This is a genomic window from Pseudomonas sp. S04, from assembly GCF_009834545.1.
In the GTDB taxonomy this organism is placed as follows: domain Bacteria; phylum Pseudomonadota; class Gammaproteobacteria; order Pseudomonadales; family Pseudomonadaceae; genus Aquipseudomonas.
Window position 1 is genome coordinate 2,310,011 of the sequence record NZ_CP019427.1, and the last position, 24,200, is coordinate 2,334,210.

Annotated in this window: 16 protein-coding genes and 1 pseudogene; 8 read left to right on the plus strand and 9 right to left on the minus strand. The window is 58.7% G+C overall.

The genetic code is table 11. The features are described 5' to 3' along the window. Positions 1-14 precede the first annotated feature (14 nt). Together PspS04_RS10445 and PspS04_RS10450 are read right to left on the minus strand one after the other, a co-directional pair. Complete coding sequence (locus tag PspS04_RS10445) at positions 15-1,295, minus strand: acyl-CoA dehydrogenase family protein (protein WP_159995032.1); 1,281 nt, start codon at positions 1,293-1,295, stop codon at positions 15-17. Positions 1,296-1,356: 61 nt separating this feature from the next. After that, positions 1,357-2,331 carry an NmrA family NAD(P)-binding protein gene (locus tag PspS04_RS10450; RefSeq protein WP_159995034.1) on the minus strand — a complete coding sequence of 325 codons (975 nt, stop codon included), beginning with the start codon at positions 2,329-2,331 and terminating at the stop codon, positions 1,357-1,359. A 161-nt stretch (positions 2,332-2,492) separates the two neighbouring features. Here PspS04_RS10450 and PspS04_RS10455 point away from each other — a divergent pair, with 161 nt between their 5' ends. The 8 genes and pseudogenes from PspS04_RS10455 (at position 2,493) to PspS04_RS10490 (ending at position 16,058) form a co-directional block, all read left to right on the plus strand. Then, the gene (locus tag PspS04_RS10455; protein ID WP_159995036.1) at positions 2,493-3,347 is read left to right on the plus strand and encodes a helix-turn-helix domain-containing protein; all 855 of its coding nucleotides are present in this window, start codon (positions 2,493-2,495) and stop codon (positions 3,345-3,347) included. A gap of 182 nt (positions 3,348-3,529) precedes the next feature. Beyond that, positions 3,530-6,196, plus strand: coding sequence for a helix-turn-helix transcriptional regulator (locus PspS04_RS10460; RefSeq protein ID WP_159995038.1), 2,667 nt, complete (start codon positions 3,530-3,532; stop codon positions 6,194-6,196). 175 nt (positions 6,197-6,371) lie between these two features. Then, positions 6,372-7,535, plus strand: coding sequence for a thiolase C-terminal domain-containing protein (locus PspS04_RS10465; RefSeq protein ID WP_159995040.1), 1,164 nt, complete (start codon positions 6,372-6,374; stop codon positions 7,533-7,535). Between the two features lie 68 nt (positions 7,536-7,603). After that, complete coding sequence (locus tag PspS04_RS10470) at positions 7,604-9,433, plus strand: DUF1302 domain-containing protein (RefSeq protein ID WP_159995042.1); 1,830 nt, start codon at positions 7,604-7,606, stop codon at positions 9,431-9,433. 33 nt (positions 9,434-9,466) lie between these two features. Then, the gene (locus tag PspS04_RS10475; RefSeq protein WP_159995044.1) at positions 9,467-10,828 is read left to right on the plus strand and encodes a DUF1329 domain-containing protein; all 1,362 of its coding nucleotides are present in this window, start codon (positions 9,467-9,469) and stop codon (positions 10,826-10,828) included. Between the two features lie 77 nt (positions 10,829-10,905). Next, entirely contained in the window at positions 10,906-11,970 is a 1,065-nt protein-coding gene (locus PspS04_RS10480) for a WD40/YVTN/BNR-like repeat-containing protein (RefSeq protein ID WP_159995046.1), read from the plus strand. Positions 11,971-12,008: 38 nt separating this feature from the next. After that, the gene (locus PspS04_RS10485) at positions 12,009-14,444 is read left to right on the plus strand and encodes an efflux RND transporter permease subunit (RefSeq protein ID WP_159995048.1); all 2,436 of its coding nucleotides are present in this window, start codon (positions 12,009-12,011) and stop codon (positions 14,442-14,444) included. A gap of 71 nt (positions 14,445-14,515) precedes the next feature. Then, positions 14,516-16,058: pseudogene (locus tag PspS04_RS10490) on the plus strand (AMP-binding protein). A 4-nt stretch (positions 16,059-16,062) separates the two neighbouring features. Here PspS04_RS10490 and PspS04_RS10495 read toward each other — a convergent pair. The 7 genes from PspS04_RS10495 to PspS04_RS10525 form a co-directional block, all read right to left on the minus strand. After that, positions 16,063-17,331 (minus strand): anaerobic sulfatase maturase, encoded by a 1,269-nt coding sequence (locus tag PspS04_RS10495; protein ID WP_159995050.1) that lies wholly within the window; start codon positions 17,329-17,331, stop codon positions 16,063-16,065. A 58-nt stretch (positions 17,332-17,389) separates the two neighbouring features. Continuing rightward, positions 17,390-19,753: an arylsulfatase gene (locus PspS04_RS10500; RefSeq protein ID WP_159995052.1), complete on the minus strand. Its 2,364-nt coding sequence runs from the start codon at positions 19,751-19,753 to the stop codon at positions 17,390-17,392. 79 nt (positions 19,754-19,832) lie between these two features. Continuing rightward, positions 19,833-20,309: a 2,4'-dihydroxyacetophenone dioxygenase family protein gene (locus tag PspS04_RS10505; protein WP_159995054.1), complete on the minus strand. Its 477-nt coding sequence runs from the start codon at positions 20,307-20,309 to the stop codon at positions 19,833-19,835. A 291-nt stretch (positions 20,310-20,600) separates the two neighbouring features. Continuing rightward, entirely contained in the window at positions 20,601-22,025 is a 1,425-nt protein-coding gene (locus tag PspS04_RS10510; RefSeq protein WP_159995056.1) for a DUF1254 domain-containing protein, read from the minus strand. 74 nt (positions 22,026-22,099) lie between these two features. Continuing rightward, positions 22,100-22,912, minus strand: coding sequence for a transporter (locus PspS04_RS10515; RefSeq protein ID WP_159995058.1), 813 nt, complete (start codon positions 22,910-22,912; stop codon positions 22,100-22,102). 24 nt (positions 22,913-22,936) lie between these two features. Beyond that, complete coding sequence (locus tag PspS04_RS10520; protein WP_159995060.1) at positions 22,937-23,395, minus strand: glycine zipper 2TM domain-containing protein; 459 nt, start codon at positions 23,393-23,395, stop codon at positions 22,937-22,939. A 62-nt stretch (positions 23,396-23,457) separates the two neighbouring features. After that, positions 23,458-24,135 carry a DUF3313 domain-containing protein gene (locus PspS04_RS10525; RefSeq protein WP_159995062.1) on the minus strand — a complete coding sequence of 226 codons (678 nt, stop codon included), beginning with the start codon at positions 24,133-24,135 and terminating at the stop codon, positions 23,458-23,460. Positions 24,136-24,200: the final 65 nt, after the last annotated feature.

Here is a 24,200-nt window from a genome sequence, read left to right on the forward strand (position 1 = left end):
AGTCGGGTTTGGGATCAGTACTGGGGCCAGCCGTCTTCGTAGAGCTCCTGGACAAGGAAGCCAAGGCGGGTGGTGAGCATCATGTTCTCGCCGTCTTCGATCAGCGCGGCGCGGGCATCGCGGAACAACTTCTCCATGGGGTACTCGCGGGTCAGGCCGTTGCCGCCGAACATCTGCAAGGCATCGCTGACTACGCGCATGGCCTCTTCGGTCACGGTGACCTTGCTGGAAGCCGTGGCACAGGGGTGCCCCTGCGGGGACAGGCGCGCATAGGCCAGGGAGCGGCGGGCGACAGCCCGGCAAAGCTCGACACGACGCATCATGTCGCCGATGCGGTAGCGGGTAAGCTGGTGGTTGATCAGCAGTTGGCCACCCTGCTTGCGCTCATGGCAGTAAGCCAGGGCCAGTTCGAAGGCGGAACGTGCCACGCCAGTGAACCATTGCGCCATGTGGGTGCCAGCGAACGACCAGGTCGAAACGACGTTGCCGTAGTACTCGTCCTGCAGGGCTACGGCGAAGCGCTTGGGAATCCGCACGTTGTCGAAATACACCTCGCCCTGGGGCAGGGCGCGCTGACCGATCTTCTCCAGTGGCTTGCCCTTGCTGACACCGGGCAAGTCCAGGGGCACGATTACAGAGATGCCATAGGGCAAGCCATTGGCATCGTAGAAGCCGTTGCCATAGTCGGCGGTCATGTAGGCCAGAGCCACCTGGGCCACCGCGCCGTTGGACACCCAGGCCGAGCACTGGCCGTTAATGACGATCTCGTGCTCGCCGACCTTGGCGAAGAGATTGCCCTTGTTGCCTAACTGCCCCGGCACCCAGTCGCGCTGCATGTCGAAGGCGCCGGCGTCAGTACCCTTGTCCGGATGGGTAATCATCCAGCAGCCGATTTTCCCGGCACTCAGATCGATCAGCTCCTGGTTCCCTACGGCTTTGGCCATCTCGTTCGGGAAGGTGCTGACGCCCAGGGAAACCGCCAGGCCGGCATCGCCCCAGCCCATTTCCTCGCCGATCATGGATTCGACGCGTACAGCCGTTTCCGGCGGCAGTTCGGCCAGCAGATCGGAATCCAGGCCCAGCTTGGCGGCTTCGCTGAACACGCTGTAGTACGGCGAGCCGGGGGCGACCACCTGCTCTGCGGTCATCTTGTCGAGTTCCTGACCCAGGGGGCGCATGAAATCCTTGGCAAAGCGATGCACGCTGTCCTGGATGCCGCGCTCGACCTCGTTCAGGGGCGTTTCAAAGCCGGTTATTGAAATGTCAGGCAGGTTGATCCGGTTACTTAGTTTCATGATGGGCCTCGTCATATCACTCGGTTTTTCTTATGGCCTGCACTTTGGTTTTCGAGATGCGTCAGGCGTCGGCCGGCAGTTCGCCGGCGGCGATCAGCGTGGCGCGCGTGGCCTCGACGAAGGGCTCAACGGTGTCGACGAACAGCTCTTGCAGCGGCGTCCCCTTGAACTCGGGGAGGAAGGTCTTGTTCCAGTGGCCGCACAGCGACATGCCCGCTGGGGTATCGACCATGGCGACGCCGATCGCCAGCAGGGTCTGGATGGCACCGGGACGGGAAGCCGCGTAGGCTGCGCGCCACTGCTCGGGCGTCAACTCGTTACGCTCGATCGGGCGCCCCATGGCTTGTTCGCGCGCGGCCAGCAGCTCGTTCCACGAACACCAGGCCGTGGCCGCGACTGGACAGATCGCATTGCGCGAGGCCGGGTGGGCCAGCACATGCGCAATGATGCGACCGACATCCGCGCCGGTCGACCAGGCCAGCTTGACGTCGGGATCGCCCATCACCATCACCGGCTCGAGCATGTAGTACTCGATCCAGGCACCAGCCGGAATGATGGTGTAGTCCATGCCGGCCAATTCGATCATGCGCCGGATGAACGCCTTCTGCCGGGCCATCAAGCGGTGCGTGGTGTCGGTTTGCCAGAACTGTTCGAATTCGTAGATCGCGCCGTACTCGGATGGCACGAAGCGTTCGACCCCGGCTTCCTTGGCGGCAAAGATCAGCGGCATCTGCGATTCGGTTGCATAGAGCGGCACGCAGGACACCAGGTAGTCGGTGCCGCGCAGCGCCGGGACCAGCGCTTCGGTAACGGTGACGTCGACCTCCTTGATGGTCACGCCCTGACGCGCCCATTCGGCGTACTGCAGCTGTTTTTGCGCCTCACTCTTGCTGATGCCCGACGATGAGCGTTCCACCTGGCCGGAGCGGCGCGCCAGCACATTGATATTGACCAGGCCCTGGCGAATGAACTCATTGACGCAAGCGACGCCGGCGGTCCCGGTGGCGCCGAATACAGTGACGGTCTTCTTGCTCATGCTGTTCTCCTGGCTGATATCAGTCATGCGGGCGAGCGGTTGTGCCTGCCTCGCATTAAGGCGAGTCGCGGAATATTTGGCCGATTATTGTTCTTCCCGACATCGACAACTCACCTGAAAAGCGGTCATATTTGTCAAAATATGCTCATCCCGAGATGCCCATGAATCCGCAGCAACAGGTCCATGAAACACTGGGATTGCCCTTGCTGGGCGGCCTGGTGTGCAGGGAAATCCCCTTGTATGCGGAGCGCTACTTCCTGCATACGACTGATCTATCCGTCCCGCCCGTTGACTTCATGGCCCTGTTGACCCAGTTCGGTGGCTCGCGGGCGGATGAGGGGGCAGGGGGCGAGTTGCGCTCAACCTCGATGCCCCGCTTGTCGATGCTGCTGCCTGCAGGTTGTGCCACTCAATGGCACTATTCCGGCAGCATTGATTTCGCGGTCTTTTATCTGCCCGAGCGCACTGATGGCGTGTTTCGACAATTGCGTGAACTATGCGCTGGCACGCAGGCACCATTGCCCGTCAGTGATGGCTTGGTGAGCGCAGCGGCCCGGCAATTGATGGATGAGCTAAGTCTTGGGAAAGGGGCTGATCAGGGGTTCATGACAAGATTGGCCATGGTCATGCTGGAGCAGGTGTATCGTGCGCTACGAGTTGACGCGAGCAGAGGTATTTATCCGCCGCATATTCATCTGGCGCGCCTGCATACAGTACTAGTCTTCATTCGCGAGCATCTGGGGCAGGAACTCTCGATCAGCACGCTGGCTGGCCAGGCGGGTGTCAGCCCGGCTCATTTCCGACGGCTGTTTCAGCGTGCCATGGGTATGCCGCCCCATCGCTATGTGATGAATCTACGACTGGAACATGCACGTGATCTGCTCATGCAGACCGATCTACCCATTTTGCATGTGGCACTGGAGTGTGGCTTCAGCTCCCAGAGCCACCTGACTGCAGCGTTCAAGGTTGCGCACGCCAGTACACCGGCCGAATACAGAGCCCTGGCTGGACGGTAGCGGGTTCTTTGGCGTAGCGAGCAGGTCACTGTGCCGAAAGTACGCAAGCGGCTTGTGTTGGATTGCACCGGTGTTCAAGTCATCGGACTATTCCATGGTAGTGTTCGGCCGTTTGGAACTGTATCCAGCGATCTTCAGACGCTCCTTGGGTAAGCGTCGCTCAACCACTCAGGTCTGAAACAATGGACTGCATAGAGCCCCAACTGATCCTCAAAACGACACCGCCGCGTAGTCAGAAATCAGCACGGATGCGAAACCGCCTGGGTCTCCATACCCAGGAACTGACCGACAAAGTGGTGATCGCCGTTCAAGCGCCGGCAGGCTTTGGCAAAACTTTTCTGCTGACCCAGTGGCGCCGTGAATGTTTATCTCACGGCGCCGTGGTGGCCTGGATGACGCTGGATGCACAGGATGATAGTGCGCGTTTTGTTCAGGGGCTGGGAGTTGCCATGGCAATTGGCAGCGGTCGGCCGTCGTTTGCCCGCGCATTCGAGCCTATTGCGGGACTGGGGCGTGACGAACAGGAAGGGCTGACGCAGTGGTTGGCGGAAGTGGCTGATCTGGGTAGTGAAACCGTGTTGATTCTGGATGAAGCGGATACCTTGCCCGAGCTGACGATCCGTCACTCCCTGACGTACCTGTTGCACAACGCGCCGGCCAATTTGCGCATCATCATGGCCTCTCGCGCACGGTTGAATCTGCAAGTGACGGACCTCGCGGCAAGAGGGCTTTTCACGACGATCATGACAGCAGCTTTACGACTGAATGTGGAAGAGGCGCTCGCCATCCTCAATGACCGTTTCGGTGCAAGGGTCGATGCCGACCTCTGCGTGCGGCTGCACGAGATAACCGAAGGTTGGCCGCTTGGCCTGCAATTAGCGATTTCGGCGTTGGAGAAGAGCCCGAATCGGAGTGCTGCAGTCGAAGAGTTGTCGACTTGTCTGGGGGATATCCAGCGTTATTTCGTCGACAGTCTGCTCGCACATCTTCGGGAGGAGCAGGTTCGCTTTCTGACCGGCATTGCATTGTTGGAAATAGTCCAGCCCTTGTTATGCGAAGCGCTGACGGGTAACGCTCGCTCGGGTGAATTGCTGAAGGAATTGTGTGCCTCGACACCGATTTTTGTTGAAAGTATCGACAGTGACTGGGTGCGCATCCATCCGTTGGCGCGGGAATTTCTGCTCGGCCGTTTTGCCGACTTGCCGTTGGAGGAGCGGCAGGGTTATCACCGGCGTGGCGCTGTGTGGCTGGAACAACACGGATTCCTGGAGCAGGCCGCCCGGCAATATCTGTTGGCCGGCATGCCCCAACCGGCCTATACGTTGATCGGCAAATGCCTGTACGAAGTCATGTTGCAAGGGCAGTTCAGCCGGGTGCTGGAGTGGGTCGAGGAGCTTGGCCCCGCTGACGTGTTGTCGCATCCGCGCATCTGCCTGGCGGCGGCCTGGACATTGGCATTGGGAGAACGTCAGGCAGAAGCGGCGCAATTGATTGCTGCTATTGAACAGCATCCGTCCGCCGACGAGGCGACACGTTGTGAAGCTGCCGCCATCGCTGCCGCAGCCGCCTACTTTGCGGATCGTCCGGATGAATCGCATGGACTCATCATGCCTTGGGTCGATCGATTGCCTTCGTTCTCGAGCAAGGTGCAAGCCATTGTCGCGACCCAGGTCGCCCGTCTGACGCTATTGCAGGGACAACCGGAGAAAGCCCGGCGAATCTTTCAGCGAGCAGCGCTTTACGCGGGTAGTCCTGGCCTTGATGCCGTACGCGGGTATGGCGAGTGGGTGGTCGGCCTTGCTTATTTATACGAGGGTCGAATGGTGTCGGCGCGCACGGCGTTGCACGACAGCCTGTTGCATGCCGAACGGGACATCGGTCGGCGCAGTCCGGTGGCGGTCATGTTAGCGAGCGCTCTGGCGACGGTGTTGCTGGAACAGGGGGAAGTCCAGGAGACCGCTACGGTGCTGGCGAACAGGCTGGATATCGTTGAGCGATTGGCCTCCCCCGATGCCATTGTGCAGGGTTTCCTCGCCGCCTCTCGACTGGCCTCGCTCCAGGGGCAGGGGCATCGCGGGCAGGATTTGCTCGAGGCGTTATTCGCCCTTGGAGAAGAGCGAAATATTCCACGATTTTGCATTGCCTCCCTGGGAGAGCAAATACGCCTGCATGCCTTGCAGGGACGCAGCGATACCTGCCAGGCATTATGGCGACGACTGGACAGTTTCACGCCGGTTATTGCCCGTGAGCGAGCAGGGTTGCTGGGTCCGGAGCTGGACTTGCTGGCCGGGGTAGCCAACGCTTATGCCTTACTGGCCCAACGTGACTGGGAGGCGATGCTGGCGGTGCTGGACAAGGTTGGCGAAACAGCCGAACACCTGCGTCGTGGGCGAGACATCGTACAGATCAAGCTGCTCAGGGCACTGGCACTGCGGGCGACGGGGCAGGGTGGCACTGACTATTTGCTGGAGGCTGTCAGCCTCGCGCAAGAAAACGGTATGTTACGCGTGGTGCAGGACACCCATCCGGACCTGATCAAATGGGAGCGGACGCTTCAGGGTGAAACGGTCCCATTGCTTACGGCGACCGCTACGCCCGCACCTGTTGCGCGACCGGAACCCACCCCATTGAGCGTGTCCGCGAGTCGTCTCCTGACGCCCAAGGAACGCGAGGTGTTGCAGCTATTGGCTCGCAACCTGTCCAACAAGCAAATCGCCCTGGCGCTGAATGTCGGCGAGGAAACCGTGAAGTGGCACTTGAAAAACCTGTTTGGAAAATTCCAGGCCGGTACCAGACAGCATGTTGTCGCGCGTGCATACATGCTGGGAATTCTCGAGACAGCGGGCTGATGCGAACTCACCACCCGAGGTGATCCGTTCGGATCATCTTTCAATCCCCCCCCCCGCCCCCCAAAAAAAATCGATTTCCTGCCGCCCCCCCAGTCAATGGGGGGGTTCGCTTTTCGACTTCGCAATAGTCTGACCCCACAAATGCGCCAACGTATCGGCGAGTGGGAGCAGGTTTATGTCTGAAAAAGTGCTGATCGCCGGTGCAGCAATGGTGCCGTTTCTACCGCTGGGTGGCTCTGACAGTCATGCGGCGTTGGCGGGGCAAGCCATCCGTGCGGCGCTGGCCGATGCGCGGATCGACTATGACCTGGTCGACCAGGTGTTTACTTCCTGCGTACACGCAGAAGCCGGTGTCGCCGAGCAAATGTTGTCGCAGATTGGCTACTCGGGCGTGCCGATTTTCAGCCTCGGCGATGGCTGTGCGTCGGCCAGCAGTGCTTTCCAGTTGGCCCGCAATAGCCTGCTGTGCGGCCAGGCTGAATGTGTCCTGTTGGTGGGTGTCGAGTGCATACCTGCAGGCATTTCCAATCGTGAGTTTTTCGGTTTGAAAGATCTCGCTCGCGATGATTTGGCGACAGTCAGGCAGGCTGAGAACCCCATCGGCTTTATCGAGCGTCGACAACAACCGGCCCTGTTGTTCGCTGCCCAAACCAGCTGGTTATTGACACGCATGGGCATTGCTCAAAGCAGCTTCGATCAAGTGCTTGAGCGGGCACGGGCCCAGGCCGGGCGCAATCCCTACGCCGTGTTGAACCGAGTGCCGGATCGCGACGGCTGGCTCCCGCCTTATCTGTGCCCGCCCGCCTGCGGTGCGGCGGCCATCCTGCTCTGTACCCCGGCCTTCGCCCTGCGTTTCGGCGCTCGGGCGGACGTCACCGTGTTGGCCAGTGTCAGGGGCAGTGACAGCGCTTCAGAGCAGGAAACGGGTTGCGTGCTGGATGTGCTCGGACAGGCGACCACCCGGCGAGTCGCGCAGTTGGCCTATCAGCAGGCGGGCCTCGGTGCGGAAGACATCGACGTGGTTGAACTGCACGACCAAAGCGTCGGCGACTTCATGGTCAATAGCGCCGCGCTGGGCTTTTGCCGGGAGGACGAGATCGATCGATTCGTGCAGCAAGGACACCGCCTGAAAGGACAGATGAATGCGGTGTGCCCATCGGGTGGCTTGCTGGGACGTGGTCACGCCCCGGGTGCCACCGGGTTGGCGCAACTGGTCGAGTTGGTCTGGCAACTGCGCGGCGTGGCCGACGGCAGGCAAATTGCTGGTGCCCGCACGGCTTTACAACATAGCACCGCCCTGGGCCGGGCGGTGTCGGTCACCCTTTTGCAGCGCACCTGAGAGGAGGCTCACTACGCCGTGATTCAACCCATGACTTTTCGTAAACCATAGAGCAGGTGGCAAGCTAGATGAACAAAAATAATAAGATCTGCCATGCAAACCTTCGCAAAGGGTTGTTGGCCTCCGCCATTCTCACCGGCCTGGGCATCGCGCCCGTAGGGGCTGTGGAGATCAACACGGGGAATGAAGACTTTGCGGTTCGCTTCGACAACACGCTGAAGTTCAACTACGCCCAGCGCGTGGAAGCCCCCAACAGCAAGTTGGCCAATTCGTGGAACAACAATGACGGGGATCGCAACTTCTCCTCCGGCAGTCCCGTTTCTCAACGACTGGATGTGCTGACCGAACTGGACGTGGTTTACAAAGAAAAAGTCGGTTTCCGTGTCAGCGCCAACACCTGGTACGACCACGCCTACGACGATATTGGCAGCGATAACGCCTCGACCAATCAGCTCAACAACGGTAAGCCGGACTCTCGTCATCAAAGCGGTTACGCCGATCGGTATTACAACGGTCCTTCTTCGGAAATCCTTGATGCCTTCGTGTTTGGCAGCACGGAAGTCGGCGATGAGTCACTGCTCAGCGGCAAGCTCGGCAAGCACACCGTTTACTGGGGTGAAAGCATCCTCGCCTTTGCCCATAGCAATAGTTATGGCCAGTCCGGTCTGGATATTTCCAAGTCGCTGGCGGTCCCGGGAACAGAAGCCAAAGAACTGTTCATTCCGCGTAATCAGTTGTCCACCAGCCTCACGGTCAACCCGGAACTGACCCTCGCCGCGCAGTATTTCCTGGACTGGGACGCCGCGCGGTTGCCGGAGTCGGGTACTTATCTGGGGTTCAACGACGGCATTCAAAATGGCGGGCACAACCTGTCGTTGATCGGCGGCCGAAACCCGCTGTTCGGTACACCTGGCCCACTGGGTGCCAACCAGTTTTTACGGCTGTCCAACGGGCATACGTTTACCCCGGACAACCAGGGTGACTTTGGCCTGATGGCCAAGTGGAGCCCGGAATGGCTGCAGGGTACGCTGGGTTTCTACTACCGCAAAACCTCCGACATTCTGCCCAACCTGGTGTTGCAGCCAACGGCGGTCGGCCCTGCGCAACTGATCTCCGGCAATGCCGGCAGCTACAACCAGTTCTATGTCGACGATATCGATATCTACGGCATCAGCCTGTCGAAAAGCATCGAAGGTGTCAGCGTCGGTCTCGACCTGAACTATCGTCACAACATGCCGCTGGCCAGCGTGCCGGCAACGGTCAATCCGGTAGCCGGTGCTGCCGGTTTGCCTGGCTTCATCAGCAGCTTTGATGGTGATAACGGCGTGGCCCGAGGCAACACCGTGCACGCGGTGCTCAACGGCTTGACCACGTTCGGTGCGACACCGGTCTGGGACAGTTCGACCTTGCTGGTTGAACTCGCCTACAGCCGCTGGCTGGACGTCACCGAGAACAAGCAGCTGTTCAAAGGCGAAGACTGGTATCGCGGTGTCGACAAGGTCACCAGGGACAACTACGTCCTGGGCGTCAACTTCAACCCGACCTGGTACCAGGTGTTCCCCGGCATCGATATGTACCTGCCGGCCAACTACAGCGTCGGCCTTGCGGGCAACTCGTCGGTTCAGCTCGGGGGTAACAAGGACTCCGGCAGTTACTCGGTGGGCGTTGGCATGGACGTGCACAACCAGTACCGGTTTGACCTGAAGTACGTGGACAACTTTGGTCCGTTCGACACCTGCGGCTCAGCCGGTGGTGCAGGTGCACAGGGCGAGGGTGCCGCACCAGGGGCCAACGGCCAATACAACTGCGTACCGGGGCAGACCACTGCTTTCGGCGGTACTCAGCCTCAGCTCAAGGATCGGGGTATGGTCACTTTTACCTTCAAAACGACCATTTGATCGAAGTCTTTGCTTGATAGCAGGAGTCACTCCATGAAGTTCGTCAATACGCTTTTGTCCACTGCCTTGACCGTTGCCATCGCGGGTGCGGCACACGCAGCCGTGTCCCCTGATGAAGCAAGCAAACTCGGCAACAGCCTGACAGGCGTCGGCGCTGAAAAGGCCGGCAATGCCGACAACACCATTCCGTCCTACACCGGCGGTCTCACCACGGCGCCGGCCAGTTTTCAACCCGGTAGTTCGTTCCGTCCGGACCCTTACGAGGCCGACAAGCCACGCGTCGTCGTCGAAGGCAAAAACCTCAGTCAATACACCGACAAACTGACCGCGACCACGCAAGAACTGCTCAAGCGTTACCCGACGTTCCGGGTCGATGTGTTTCCGACCCATCGCAGCGTTGCGCTACCTCAACGGTTGCTGGACAACACCGCAAAAAATGCCGTCGGCACCAAGACACTCGAAGGCGGGGTAGCACTGGAAAACGCGTTGCCGGGCGTTCCGTTCCCGATCCCGAAAGATGGCTATGAGGCCATGTGGAACCACCTGCTGCGTTATCAGGGTTATGCCACCAATATCAAATATGACTCCTGGAACGTCGACAGTTCCGGCCGGGCGATACTGGCCACGACCGGTAATGGCTATCTGGAGTACCCGCTATACGATCCGAAGCGTACGGAACCGGCGAAAGAGACGGATCTGTTCTTCAAGACCAAACTCTACTACCAGGCCCCGGCCCGTCGCGCAGGCGAAGCCATCCTGGTGCAGGATGCCGTCAACCCTCTGAAGATGGAGCGTCGTGGCTGGCAATACCTGCCTGGTCAGCGCCGCGTGAAACTCGCACCGGATATCGCCTACGACACACCAAACCCTGGCTCGGCCGGTGCTTCGACCTATGACGATGCCTGGGTATTCAACGGCGCAATGGACCGTTACGACTTCAAACTCGTCGGCAAGAAGGAAATGATCATTCCTTACAACACGTACAAGTTGAACTACCACAAGGTCGCTGCGGATATCACCACGCCGCATCACGTCAATCCGGACCTGGTGCGCTGGGAGTTGCACCGCGTGTGGGTGGTTGAAGCCACGCTGAAACCGGGCAAACGCCACATCTACAGCAAGCGCACCTTCTACCTCGACGAAGACAGCTGGATCGCCCTGGCCTCGGATGAATATGACGCCAGCGGCAAGCTGTACCGCGGGTCCTTTGCACACCTGGCATACAGCTATGACGTGCAGGCGCCGAATTCCGATAACCACATGATTTATGACCTGGTCTCTGGCAGCTACAACATCACCGGCATCTACGGCCCGTACGGCGGCGTCAAGTACATCGACCCGCTTTCGAAAGCGCAGTGGGCACCTGAGTCATTGGCCGGCACGGGTATTCGCTGAGCCATAACGCAGGTGTTTTTTTGTCGCCGACAGTGTGTATCGCACTGTTCGGCGGCTTTTTTTGCCGAGTAGACCTCATGAATACATTTAGATGGATTGCGCTCACTGCGCTAATTTTGGCGTTGGCTGCCCCATTCACCAGATCCGTCGTCGCCGCTGACTTTGTCGACGTGCTGTCGAGCCCTGCGATTGAGAGTGACAAGGCGATTGGCGGGGTGTTCACCGGGTTGACCCGTGCAGGTCAGCGCCTGGTCGCCGTGGGCCAACGCGGCCATATTTTTTATTCCGATGACAACGGCGTCCGCTGGCACCAGGCAGACGTGCCGGTGAGTTCCGATCTGGTGGCCGTGCATTTTCCGAGCCCGACGCAGGGGTGGGCGGTCGGGCACGACGGCATTGTGTTGCACAGCGACAACAGGGGTGAAACCTGGAAGCGTCAGCTCGATGGCCGTCAGCTGGGGCAGATCATGCTCGAACATTTTCAGAGGCATGAAGGGCAACAGCCCAATGAGGCGTTATTGGCCGAGGCTCAACGAATGGTCGATGAAGGGGCTGACAAACCTTTTCTGGACGTTTGGTTCGCCAATGATAAAACCGGCTATATCGTCGGCGCGTTCAATCTGATTTTCCGCACTGAAGACGGCGGCCGGAACTGGGTTCCGTTGATGGATCGCACCGACAATCCGGGAGCGCTGAATTTCTACGGGATACGAGCAATCGGCGATGACCTGTTCATTGTCGGCGAGCAAGGCCTGGTATTGAAACTGGACCCGGCAACGCAACGCTTCATCAACCTCCCGACGCCCTACGGCGGCAGCTATTTCGGCATCACCGGCAAGCCGGGCTCGGTGCTCGTTTATGGCCTGCGGGGCAATGTTTATCGCAGCGTCGATCACGGCGTGAACTGGGACAAGGTTGAACTGGGGCTGTCCTCAAGCATCACCGCGAGCACGATCACCGCCGACGGCCGAATCATCCTGGTCAGCCAGGCCGGGCATGTGCTTGTCAGCACCGACGACGGCGCCAGTTTTACGCTAAAGCCTCAAGACCGCCTGGGGCCCGCCGCTGCGGCGCAGGCCATCGCATCAGACGTCGTGGTGGTCGCGGGCGCACGGGGCTTGCGCCAGTTGCCCTTCGAATGAGCCCACATCCCACATAATAAAAAGAGACGAGCCATTTCATGGGTAACTACAACCTCGATACGATGCCGGTGATCCGAGAGCTGAAGGGCTTCGATGCACGCTCCGGCAATGTCCTTGAACGCCTGATTTTCAACAACCGCCTGCTGGTGGTGCTGACCTGCCTGATCGTGACGGTAGTGCTGAGCTATTTCGCGGCCTCTGGGCTGACGCTCAATGCCAGCTTCGAAAAGATGATTCCACAGAGTCAGCCGTACATCAAAAACTACCTTGAGAATCGCCAGTCGTTACGCGGGCTGGGCAATACGGTTCGGGTGGTGGTGGAAAACACCGACGGCGACATCTACGACCCGAAATACCTGGAGGTGCTCAAGCAGGTTAATGACACCTTGTTCCTGACCCCGGGCGTGGATCGGGCCTGGATAAAGTCATTGTGGACGCCTGCCGTGCGCTGGACCGAGGTCACGGAGGAGGGCTTCCGTGGTGGCCCGGTCATGCCGGACTCCTACAACGGCTCGGCCAGTGGGGTCGAGCAACTGCGCTTGAACATCGCCCGTTCCGGCATCATCGGCAGTCTTGTCGGCAATAATTTCAAATCGAGCATGATTGTGGTGCCGCTGCTGGAGAAGGATCCGGTCACGGGCGCAGCAATCGATTATCACCATTTTTCGCGGATGCTTGAAGAGCAGCTACGCGACAAGTTTGAGTTTGCCGGCAGTAGCGCGGTACACCTCGCCGGTGAAGAGGGCAAAGGCCCGATCAAGATCCGCGTGATCGGTTTCGCCAAACTGGTGGGCGATCTGATCGATGGCCTGATGCTGATCATGATGTACTTCGGCGCCGCAGCGCTGATCGCTACTGCCATCATCTTTGGCTTTACCCGTTGCGTGCGCAGCACCGCGCTAGTGATTCTGTGCTCGGTGGTTGCGGTGGTCTGGCAACTGGGCCTGATCACCTTGTTCGGTTATGCACTCGACCCGTTTTCGATTCTGGTGCCGTTTCTGGTATTCGCCATCGGCGTGTCCCACGGTGCGCAGAAAATGAACGGGATCATGCAGGACGTCGGACGCGGTACCCATCAGTTGGTCGCCGCGCGTTACACCTTCCGCCGTCTGTTCCTGGCCGGACTGACCGCATTGCTGGCCGATGCCGTAGGTTTTGCGGTGCTGATGCTGATCGACATTCCGGTGATCCAGGACCTGGCCGTCACCGCCAGCATTGGTGTGGCGGTCTTGATCTTTACCAACCTGGTGTTGCTGCCAGTGCTGCTGTCTTATTGGGGTGTCAGTCCCAAGGCGGCGGCGCGCAGCTTGCGTCAGGAAAGTCAGGAGCTGAAAGGGAAAGGGCTGGGCAGTGTGTGGAGCCTGCTTGACCGCTTTACCGAGCGTCGTTGGGCAACAGTGGCGGTGGTGGTGGCCGGGTTGCTGGCGGTAGGTGGCTTCATGGTCAGCACGCAGTTGAAGATTGGTGATCTCGATCCGGGCGCACCCGAGCTGCGCGCCGACTCACGTTACAACCGCGACAACGCCTACATCACTGCCAACTATTCGCTGTCCAGCGACCAGTTTGCGGTCATGGTCAAAACCGCCAGCGAAGGTTGCCTGAAGTACGAAACCCTGGTGGAAGCCGATCGTCTCGGCTGGCTGCTGCAACAGCAACCGGGTGTGCAGACTACCGTGTCGCTGGTCAACGCTGTGCGCCAGATCACGGCGGGTTCCTATGAAGGCAACCCGAAAATGCTGACCGTCGCGCGCAATCAGAACGTGTTGAACTACGGCGCGCAACAGGCCTCGGTGAACAACCCGGAACTGTTCGACAGTGATTGTTCAATGATGCCGGTGATCGCTTATCTCTCCGACCACAAGGCCGAAACCCTCGATCACGTGGTCAAAGTGGCCGATCAGTTCGCCCGTGAACACAGCAACGACGATCGGCAGTTCATGCTCGCCGCCGGTAGCGCCGGGATCGAAGCGGCGACCAATATCGTCGTGCGCGACGCCAATCGCACCATGTTGTTCTACGTGTATGGCGCGGTGATCGTGCTGTGCTTCATCACCTTCCGCAGCTGGCGAGCGGTGGTGGTGGCGGTCGTGCCGTTGATGCTGACGTCGATTCTCTGCGAGGCATTGATGGTCTGGCTGGGCATGGGCGTGAAGGTCGCGACCTTGCCGGTGATTGCCTTGGGTGTCGGTATCGGTGTCGATTACGCGCTGTACCTGCTCAGTGTTCAGTTGGCTCAGCAGCGTGCCGGTCTGTCGTTGACCGAAGCCTACAAAAACTCCGTGGCGTTCACCGGCAAAGTGGTGGCGCTGGTTGGCATCACCCTGGCGGCGGGCGTGATCACCTGGGCTTGGTCGCCGATCAAGTTCCAGGCCGACATGGGCATCCTGCTCACCTTCATGTTCATCTGGAACATGGTCGGCGCCTTGGTGCTGATCCCGGCGCTGTCGCATTTCTTGCTTCGTCGTGCCCCTTGAAACGGCTACCTGTGAGTCTCTGCCATTTCTGAAACATCGACATCAAACAAGAATAAAAGGAACACAAAACCATGCTGGGCTTGATGCAAGATCAACCGCTGTTGATTTCTTCCGTTCTGGAACATGCGCTGAAGGCGCATCCGCACACCGAAATTGCCTCACGCATGGCAGATGGATCGGTGCATCACTGCACTTATGCCGACATCGGCGAACGCGCTAAACAAGTGGCCAATGCGCTGGTTGCGTTGGGTGTACAACCCGGCGAGCGAATCGGCACCCTGGCCTGGAACGGTTACCGACACATGGAACTGTATTTCGGCGTGTCGGGCATGGGTGCGGTACTGCATACGATCAACCCACGGCTGTTCGCCGAGCAGATCGAATTCATCGCCAACCACGCCGAGGATCAGTACCTGCTTTTCGACCTGTCGTTCGCTGAGCTGGTCGAGCAGATCGCGCCGCGCCTGAAGACAGTCAAGGCGTTCATCGCTCTGTGTGACCGGGAGCAAATGCCGGCAATCAATGTGCTACACCTCGGGCACCACTGGCAATCCCAAGGGTGTGCTGTATTCGCACCGTTCTTCGATCCTGCATTCGCTGGCACTGTGTACCTCCGATGGCTTCGGTCTATCGGCGGCGGATTCAGCGTTGTTGGTCGTGCCGATGTTCCACGTCAATGCCTGGGGTATGCCGTATGCCGCCGCAATGTGTGGTGCCAAATTGGTGTTGCCGGGCGCCGCACTTGATGGCGAGAGCCTCTACACGCTGATGCGAGATGAACGGGTGACCCTGGCGCTGGGTGTGCCGACGGTGTGGATGATGCTGCAACAGCATGTTGAGGCGCAGGCTTTGCAACCGGCGACAGAGCTGTGCCTGAACCGGGTGGTGATCGGCGGAGCCGCCGCGCCGCGCAGCCAGGTCGATACGTTTGAAACCCGTTTCAATGCGCGTGTTTTGCATGCCTGGGGGATGACCGAGATGTCCCCGCTGGGCACCATCTGCAATCCGTTGCCCAAACACCGTGATGCTTCGCTGGAAGCAGTGCTCGACTTGCAGGCCAAACAAGGGCGGGCGTTGTTTGGGGTGTCAATGAAGATTGTCGATGAGCAAGGCGCTGAACTACCGCGAGACGGCAAGGCTAGCGGTCTTCTACTGGTCAAGGGACCGTGGATCGCCAGCCAGTATTACGGCGGCGAGGGAGGGCAGATTCTTGATAGCGAGGGCTGGCTCGATACCGGTGACATCGCAACGATCGACACTGACGGCTACATGCAGATCACCGACCGCGCCAAGGACGTTATCAAGTCGGGTGGCGAGTGGATTTCCTCGATTGATCTGGAAAACGCTGCCGTCAGTCACCCGGCCGTCGCCGAAGCGGCAGTGATCGGCATCCCTCATCCCAAATGGCAGGAACGGCCGTTGTTGGTGGTGGTGCTCAAACCTGGTAGAACCGCGAGCAAAGACGATCTGCTGAAGGTACTGCAAAGCCGCGTGGCGAAGTGGTGGCTGCCGGACGATGTGGCGTTCGTCGAAGCGCTGCCGCATACCGCCACCGGCAAATTGCAAAAGATGAAGCTTCGCGAACAGTTTCGCGACTTCAGCTTTCAGAGCTAAAAGGCTATTTATCCAGTGGCACGATCAGCGGGCCGGTGAAGGCCTGCATGATCAACGCCACGGGTTGCTTGTGGCTGACCAGTTGGGCCATGGCGTTCATGTAGGGCGTCAGGTGACGGAAGTATTTCTTGTAGCTCGGACACAGGTAGTTCAGGCCCAGCTCGCCGTTGGGCGCGTTCATGAAGCGGTTTTTCGGGCATTCGCCATGGCAGGCGAAGCGGTAATCGCACTGCTGGCAATACGTCGGCAGTGTCTCTTCCTTGGCGGCGCCAAAGGCTTGTTGCGCAGCAGAGGCGAGTAGCACGGCAGGATCATCGGTCTTCAGGTTGCCCAGCAGATACTCGGGATACATGTAGTGATCGCAGGAGTAGACATTGCCGTCGTGCTCCACGATCGCCGCTTTGCCGCAGCGCGGGCTGAACAGGCACACCGAGGCCGGCAGCTGACACCATGAGGCCAGTGCCCATTCGAAGTTCATGACATGAACCTCCCCGACATCCTGGCGCACCCACTCGTCAAAAATCGTGATGAGAAAATCGCCATAGGCCTCGGGGGCAACCGTTTGCTGCGTCACCATCGCGGGCTCCGGCACCACGTGCAAGCGCAATTCCGGCGGGATAGCGAAATGCAGACCCAGACTAACCTGTGAGGCGCTTGGTACGCGTTCCACCACGGGATTGAACTGAATATGACGAACGCCCTCAGACTTGAGGAATCGATAGATTTCCAAGGGGAATCTAGCGATATCGCGCGCCACGGTAACCAACACATTGAAGTCGACGCCATGCTGCTTGAGCAGTTCGAGACCGTGCATCACATCATCGAAACTTGAGCGTCCGCGCTTGTCGGGGCGATAGAGGTCGTGAACGAATCGCGGGCCATCGAGGCTGATCCCCACCATGAAGCGTTCACGGGCGAGGAACGCGCACCAGTCGTTATTGAGTAACGTGCCATTGGTCTGCAGCGTGTTGCGAATGACTTTGTTCCCCGCGACCTGGCGTTGATACAGGACCGCGCGTTGAAAAAAATCCAACCCCAGTAACGTCGGTTCGCCGCCTTGCCAGGTAAATTCGACCTCAGGCGTGGGCTGGGCCTCGATGTAGCGCTGCACATACAGACGCAGCACCTCGTCGGTCATGCTGAAGCGTTCCCTGGGCGGGTAAAGCTGTTCTTTTTCGAGATAGAAACAGTAGCTGCAATCGAGGTTGCAGATCGGCCCGACGGGTTTGGCCATGAGATGCAAGCCCTGGGGCGGGGATTCGTGGGTAGGCATGGGGGCAGGGTCCGGGAGTCATCGATCTGCCGCCCGGTTGTCCGGGCGGCATTGTGGGTCAAGGCAAATACGTCACGTGTACATCCTTGACCTTGCCATTGAATGCGAAGGGCGCACGCTCGAAATAGTCCAGGGTGACGGGGGAACCGAGGTCTTGAGCGACGTCGAAGGTTTCGCTGGCGGTGAACGTCAGTGCCGGAGTGAACGGTGTCACCCCTTTGGCGGCTTCCTGCCCGTCAAGTCGCAGGCTCAGATTGGCCGGCGCTCCGGGCTTGGCTGACGACAGGGTCGTCAGCACTTCGATACTGACTTTGCCTGCGGGTACTCGTTCGGCCGAACGCAGTTTGACTCGAGAGATAGCCAGCGCGTTGTACTCGTAGATCAGGAAACCGTCATCCATGTACAGGCTGACCCCACCACCGATACCGCCCAAGGCATACAGCACGCCGGTGGCGTTAGCTGGAACCTCGGCGTCGACGACAACTTTGCTGTTCTGATTGCGCAGGTTGGGGGCCGCAAACTCCGGAAAGCGCTGGACGCGATCACTGAAGTGCCATTCGCGTTGACTGCTGGAGATTCGTGCAGTCGGATCGAGGAAGGGGTAGAGACCGGCGCCAATCGGATAGACATGGTTAGCCTTGGCCTGCACGTCAAACTCGGACTTCAGCTCCGCAAGTTTTTGCGGATTGCTCGCGGCTACGTCGTTGGCCTGGGAGTAGTCGTTTTGCAGGTTGTAGAGCGACCATTGATCATTCGCCGGATTCCAGCCCATGAACTGCGCGAAGCCTTGCACCCAGGGTTTGCGCGGGCCAAAAACCGAGGCCATCCAGCCATCCTTGTAGACGCCGCGACTGCCGAAGACTTCGAAGTATTGCGCCGGTTTTTTCGACTTCACCTGAGCGTCGTTGAAGGTGTAGCGCAGGCTGACGCCATCCATTGGGTCCTGAGCGATACCGTTGACCTCTATGGGTGGCGTGATCGACAGCACGTCGTAGACCGTCGGGGCAATGTCGTTGACATGGTGGAATTGTCCGCGAACTCTGGCGTCGGCGTTGATCTGTTTCGGCCAGGAAACGGCCAGCGGCGTGCGCGTCCCGCCGAAGTAGCCGGCGACCAGTTTAGTGCCTACGAATGGCCCTGAACCTGCCCAGGCCCACGCGGCGTTGTACATGCTTTCAAGTTTAGGACCGCCGAGCGCGGACAAGCCGCCATACATCTCGTCGAGGACTTTCAACTGCTGCTCTTTGGGAACTGGAATCCCGTTTTGGGCCAGCAACTCATTAATCGTGCCTTCCATCCCCTCGGAAGAAGCGCCGTTGTCGCTGAAGACATAAAAGATCAGCGTGTTGTCGCGCTTACCTTCACGCTCCAGTTCGTCGAGGATCTTGCCGGCCTGCGTGTCGGCATGTTCCAGGAAGCCGGCATACACCTCCATCAACCGTGCCTGATACTGTTTCTGTTCGGAAGACAAGCTGTCCCAGGCTGGGAGTTCCGCCGGGCGCGGCGTGAGGACGGCGTCATGCGGGATAAAGCCCAGCGCTTTCTGGCGAGCAAACGTCTGCTCACGATAGGCGTCCCAACCACCGTCGAACTTGCCTTTGTATTTATCGGCCCATTGCGCATTCACTTGGTGCGGGCCATGCACGGCACCTGGTGTCCAATACATGAAAAATGGTTTTGCCGGCGCGTAGGTCTGATGGTCTTGCAACCAGTTTACGGCCTGATTGGCGAGGTCTTCGCTGAGGTGATATTGCGGATCTCGCGCCGGTTCGATTGGTGTTGTGCCGCGGTACAGGCGCGGTTCGTACTGAGAGGTTTCGCCGGCCAGGAAACCGTAGAAATGTTCAAAACCGTAGGCCGTCGGCCAAGTATCGAAAGGACCGGCCGCCGTGGTGTCCATGGGGGGGGTGTTATGCCATTTGCCGAACGCGGCGGTGCTGTAGCCATATTGCTTGAGCACCTCGGCCATGGTCGCCGAGCTTTTGGGGATCTTGCCGGTGTAGCCTTCCCAATCGGTGGCCAGCTCTGCGATGACGCCGTTGCCAACCCGGTGATGGTTGCGTCCGGTGAGCAACGCGGCGCGAGTTGCGGAGCTGATGGCCGCGGTATGAAAAGCGTTGTAGCGCACACCGCTGTCGGCGACTCGGCTCAGGGTCGGCGTATGGACTGCGCCGCCGACGGTGTCGGACTGCGCGAAGCCGGCGTCATCGAGCATGATCACCAGAATATTGGGGGCCTCGGCAGGAAGGTGAGATTGATACTGACGTTTCTGGTGCTTCGATTCTTGCAGCGTCGGTTTGGCGTCACTGGCCGAAGGCGTCGGGGGGAAGGGCAGTGAGTCTTGTGCGGATGCGACCGAGCTGGCCAACAGTGCGCAGAGTTTCAGGGTGAAACGTCCGGCGGGTTGCAGCTTCTGGGACATGGGTGTCTCCGTTTTTTATTCATTGCAACGGCGCAGCCGCCCGGTCGAACACCGGACGGCCGAGAGATTGGAAGGCTGGTCAGACCGTAAAGCTGGTGATGTCTTTGGGCTCGATATCATTGGCTTTGCAGAACGCCAGGTAACGATCCACGCTGGATTTCCAGTTCTCGATGGCCACGACGTTGTTGTTATCGTCGTAATACAGCAGGTCGCCCTGGGTGATGTTCAAGGTGATCAGTTCATCGCCATATTCAGTCAGCACGATCGGTGTATGGCTGGAACCTGCGGTTTCGAACACCACGCCGCCCTGTGTCGAGATCCAGTCATGCTCCAGGTATTTCCAGCCGCCCTTGACGGTGTAAACGATGACCGTGCCGGAGTGATGGTGCTTGGGCAGGGAAGACCCGGCCGGTGCCTTGAGCAGGGTGATGGTTTCCCCGCGAACCGGGTCGCATTTGATGTATTTGATGAAGATTTCATCGCTGTAGGGTGCGAACGGAACCCACGGCAGGTCCTCGTCGTTGATGGAGGAGGTGTCGATGTTTTCATAAAACATGCTTGTTGTTCTCTGCTGGACGGTGGAAGGATTTACACGGTGCGTCAAGAACATCGTGAACAGGCTGTGCTCACACCGCCCCCCTCTTGATGAGGGGTATCCACCCACTTGCGATGAATCGCGGCACGCGCAGTGCCGTGCAAATAACGCCCAAACAACAACCTATACGGTTTGCGGCCACCGTCGGCCTTCGGGTAATCACAGCGGACGGTCAAGGCCTCTGCGAAACCCTGACGCCCCGATTCAGCGGCGGCGCGCCAGCGCCGTCCGCTGCAAAAGGTCGTTAGGTACTCAATTGATTTTAACGATCGCGGGCGGACTCCACGTGCCTTTGCCAGGCGGCAGGACGGAAGGGTTTTGCGTCTTCGGCCAATACAGGCGCATCACCATGTAGATCAGATCATTCGGTGCGGGCAGCCAGTTGCTTTCCTTGTCCGCGCCGGGCGAGTCCTTCTGGACGTAGAGCGTCAGCGAGCCGTCTGCATTTTTCTTCATGTCGGGCAGCATTGGCGAGTTGATGAGGTAGCGATTGATCGGGTTTTTAATCAGCAGTTGCGACTTGCCGTCGTACATGGTCACCGACCAGAAGGCATTGACCGGCGGAAGCTGTCCGGCAGGAAAGGTGATGGTGTAGTTGTGCTTGCTGCCGTCAAGCGGCGTACCATCGGACAGGACCTTGGCCATCGGATACGTGGCCTCTTCGGCGTCGTTGGCGTAGATACCCGCTTGCGCGATGGCGGCACGCTTTAGCCAATCATCCTTGTAGAACGCCGCATCACCGCCGGAACTCACGATGTTCCAGCCATTGACCTGCGTGCCGAGATGATTGACCGCGTCCTGGACCTTCGCATGCCCAGCCTGCATGCCCTCAACCACTGCGGCCTTTTGCTCGGCGGACAGATCCTGGAAGTTGAAGTCCTTGCCGGCGCCAATGCCCAGGCGGGCCAGCTTCGCGCGGATCGCCGTTTCTTCCGGTGTAGCAGGGGCAAGCTGCATCACAACGCCCACATATTTGAAGAAATCGGTCTTCATCAGCTCCTTGTCGATCTTCGGCAAGTCGATCGCCGGCGCGGCAGGCGGCGCAGGCTGCTTGAGATAAGCCGATAACGGCCGCGCCGCATAACCGGACTGGATCTTCTCGACGTTTGGCATGTCCGCCGGGTTGTAGAGCTGGGTGCGAAAGATCACGAAGGGCAGTTGTGTGCTAGAACGAAACACCTTCTTGATGCCTGGCGGGGTCACGCCCTTCCAGTCTGGGCCGACCAGCATGTAATCGCCGGCTTCGTTGCCAGTGGTACGGCTGCCGATGTAACCGAAGTTGTTGGTGCTGTTATCGATGAGCTGCACCGAGTAGTACCGCGGTTTCTCTACCGCCGGTACCGAGAGCACGATCGGCTCGCTACGCAGGTCCATGAACATCAAGGAATACGGTGTGTCGCTGTTCGGCGAGACGATGGCCGTGTCCTTGTAGCTAAAGACTTTGTGCATGTTGTAAATGTGGTTGAACGGCGCCTTGTACTGGCTGGAACTTTTGTCCACGGCATACTCGTACATGGTCGCATAGTTCATCACGATGGGCAGACCGTAGATGTAGCCTTCCTCGGCGATGGCTTTCGTTTCGGCGGCAGTGATGTCCGCTGCTTGGGCGTGCGTAAGTCCAAAGGACGCGAGCAATGCCAACGCACAGCCAAATGTTCTCGGGAGTGTGGTTATCATGAACTTGAAACTCCATTTTTCGTATTGGATGAGTGAATCGGCCAGTTAGCTGCAGGTCCGGTGATATTCTAGTTTCACTTAGGAAAAAGTAGGGTGTACGCCACTCGAAAGCCCCAGCCGTGTGCACCCTCTTCAGGACTGTCCGCCCAGTATCGCGGTCCCACCTGAAGGCTCATGGGCTGCTTGCCGACTTTGAACAATTGCGTCACGAACAAGTTGATCGGCACATTCCACTCCTTGGCTTCCCAGTCGTAAGTGGATTCGGTATTAATCCCAAAACTGGTGTAGGACGTTGTCGTATAGACCAGGAAGGGTTGCAGATACGTCTGGTTGACCTTCTCCTTGTCATCGACCGGGTCGTTGTCCAGTGACCAGATATGGTTCGCCAGAATACCGGTCGTCCAACCGTTGGCTTGCTTCAACGCCACCGCTGTCGGTCCAATTCCCCATTGTTCGCTACTCAGAAGCTCATCACTGCCGGTCGGTAACAACAACGCGGGGCCTGCGCCCCAGATCCAGCCGCCCTCGGTGGGCTTTTTGGGCGAGAAAAAGAAGCTTTGCGAGGTGTCGCCCACTCCGCTTTTATCGGCGATACCCCTCGGTGCCAACCCGTGCTGATCAATGATCGGGAGGATCGTGCGAGAAATCAGATTCCAATCTTCATTAAGTGTGAAGGGTAATACCGGCTGGATATTGGTTACGCTCTGGATTCCATTACCGGAGGGCCCCATTTTCTGATTCCAGTTGTACTGAATGGGCAAGCTGTACAGTGCCGCGACTGGATTTAATGACTGCCTAGCCAGTTCCGCCTGATCGTCAGCCTGGCTGGAAACGGAAATACTTAAAACCAAAGGCGATAGCAAGAGTCGTTCAATGTACTTGGTCATGTCGAATTCCGTTTACAGTCAGCCTTAACTGCCTTGCGGCACAACGCGGGCATCATTGCCTGAGCCTTGGATATACACCTTCGAGCCCTTGGCCAGGGACGGATTGATCGGTTGGGTCACCGATACGAGCACGCCACTGCTGACCCGCACGATGATCTGTTGCGCTTCGACCGGTTGGTCATACTTTTTCTTCTCGGCGTAGTTACCGCCAGCAGCACCGGCGAGCGCGCCGGCAACCATGGCAACGTCACGCCCGGTGCCACCCCCGATCAAGCTGCCAAGCGCCAGACCGCCAAGGCCACCGAGTACGGCGCCGACACCACTGTCGTGGTTGGTCTGCATCTGCGTCAGCGATATCTGCTCGATCTTCCCTGAGCGAATCTCGATTTCACCAGCGCCGCCATCGGTTGAGCCGACGGCGGAACAGGCACTTATCAGCACCGCCATCAACATGACTGACAGCCAGGACAGGACTACTTTCATTGCGGTGCGCCTCGTTATTGGTAGTGTATTGAGCCAACGTTTGTTGGCAGTTCAATCAAGGTTTAACTGCGAATGAACGCCCAGAGATCGACATTCAACTTATCGATCGCCGCTTTGAAGTCCTGGGCGGTGATCTTCTGACTTTCGTTTTCCAGCGTTGTACCAAATACCTTGCGTACTACCTTGGCGACCGTCTGGTTGGTTCTCACATCGATAATCTCGGCCTCGATGAACAAAGTGCTGTCCTGATCACGGTGGCCGGTGGCGGCCTGTGTTGCTCCGACCACGGCGGCGATCGGCACCACTTCGTACCATTTCATCCCTTCGTTTTCAGCATTCACCCCGGTGATCGCCGCACGCATCAGCAGGGTGTTGGAACCCACCGGCGCGGCGCTGGTATTGGAAACCACACGGTATTTCTGACCCAGGGTGCCTTTGACCTTACTGGTCATGTAGTTCTGGATCTCGGTCAGCGTTTGCTGGTTGACCCGCTCATCGGGCTTGGGCGCGGGATAGAGCTCCAGCTTGTTGAACACTACCGTGTCATAGGCATTCGAGTTCCACGACGGACTGACCCAACGCATTGTTGTACCGCCGCTTGCCGTTTTGACTTCCTGCAAGTTGTTGTAGTTGGACAGGTAGCCCGAGTATTGCTCGGCTTCAGTGACTTTCGATACGCAGCCGGTCAATAACAAGCTGCTCAGTGCAGCACTCGCAATCCATTTGTGCGAAAAATTCATATATCGGTACTCCTTGAGGGATATGTTCCTGAATGTCTTTTATTCAAGGTCAGACCCTGTGGCCT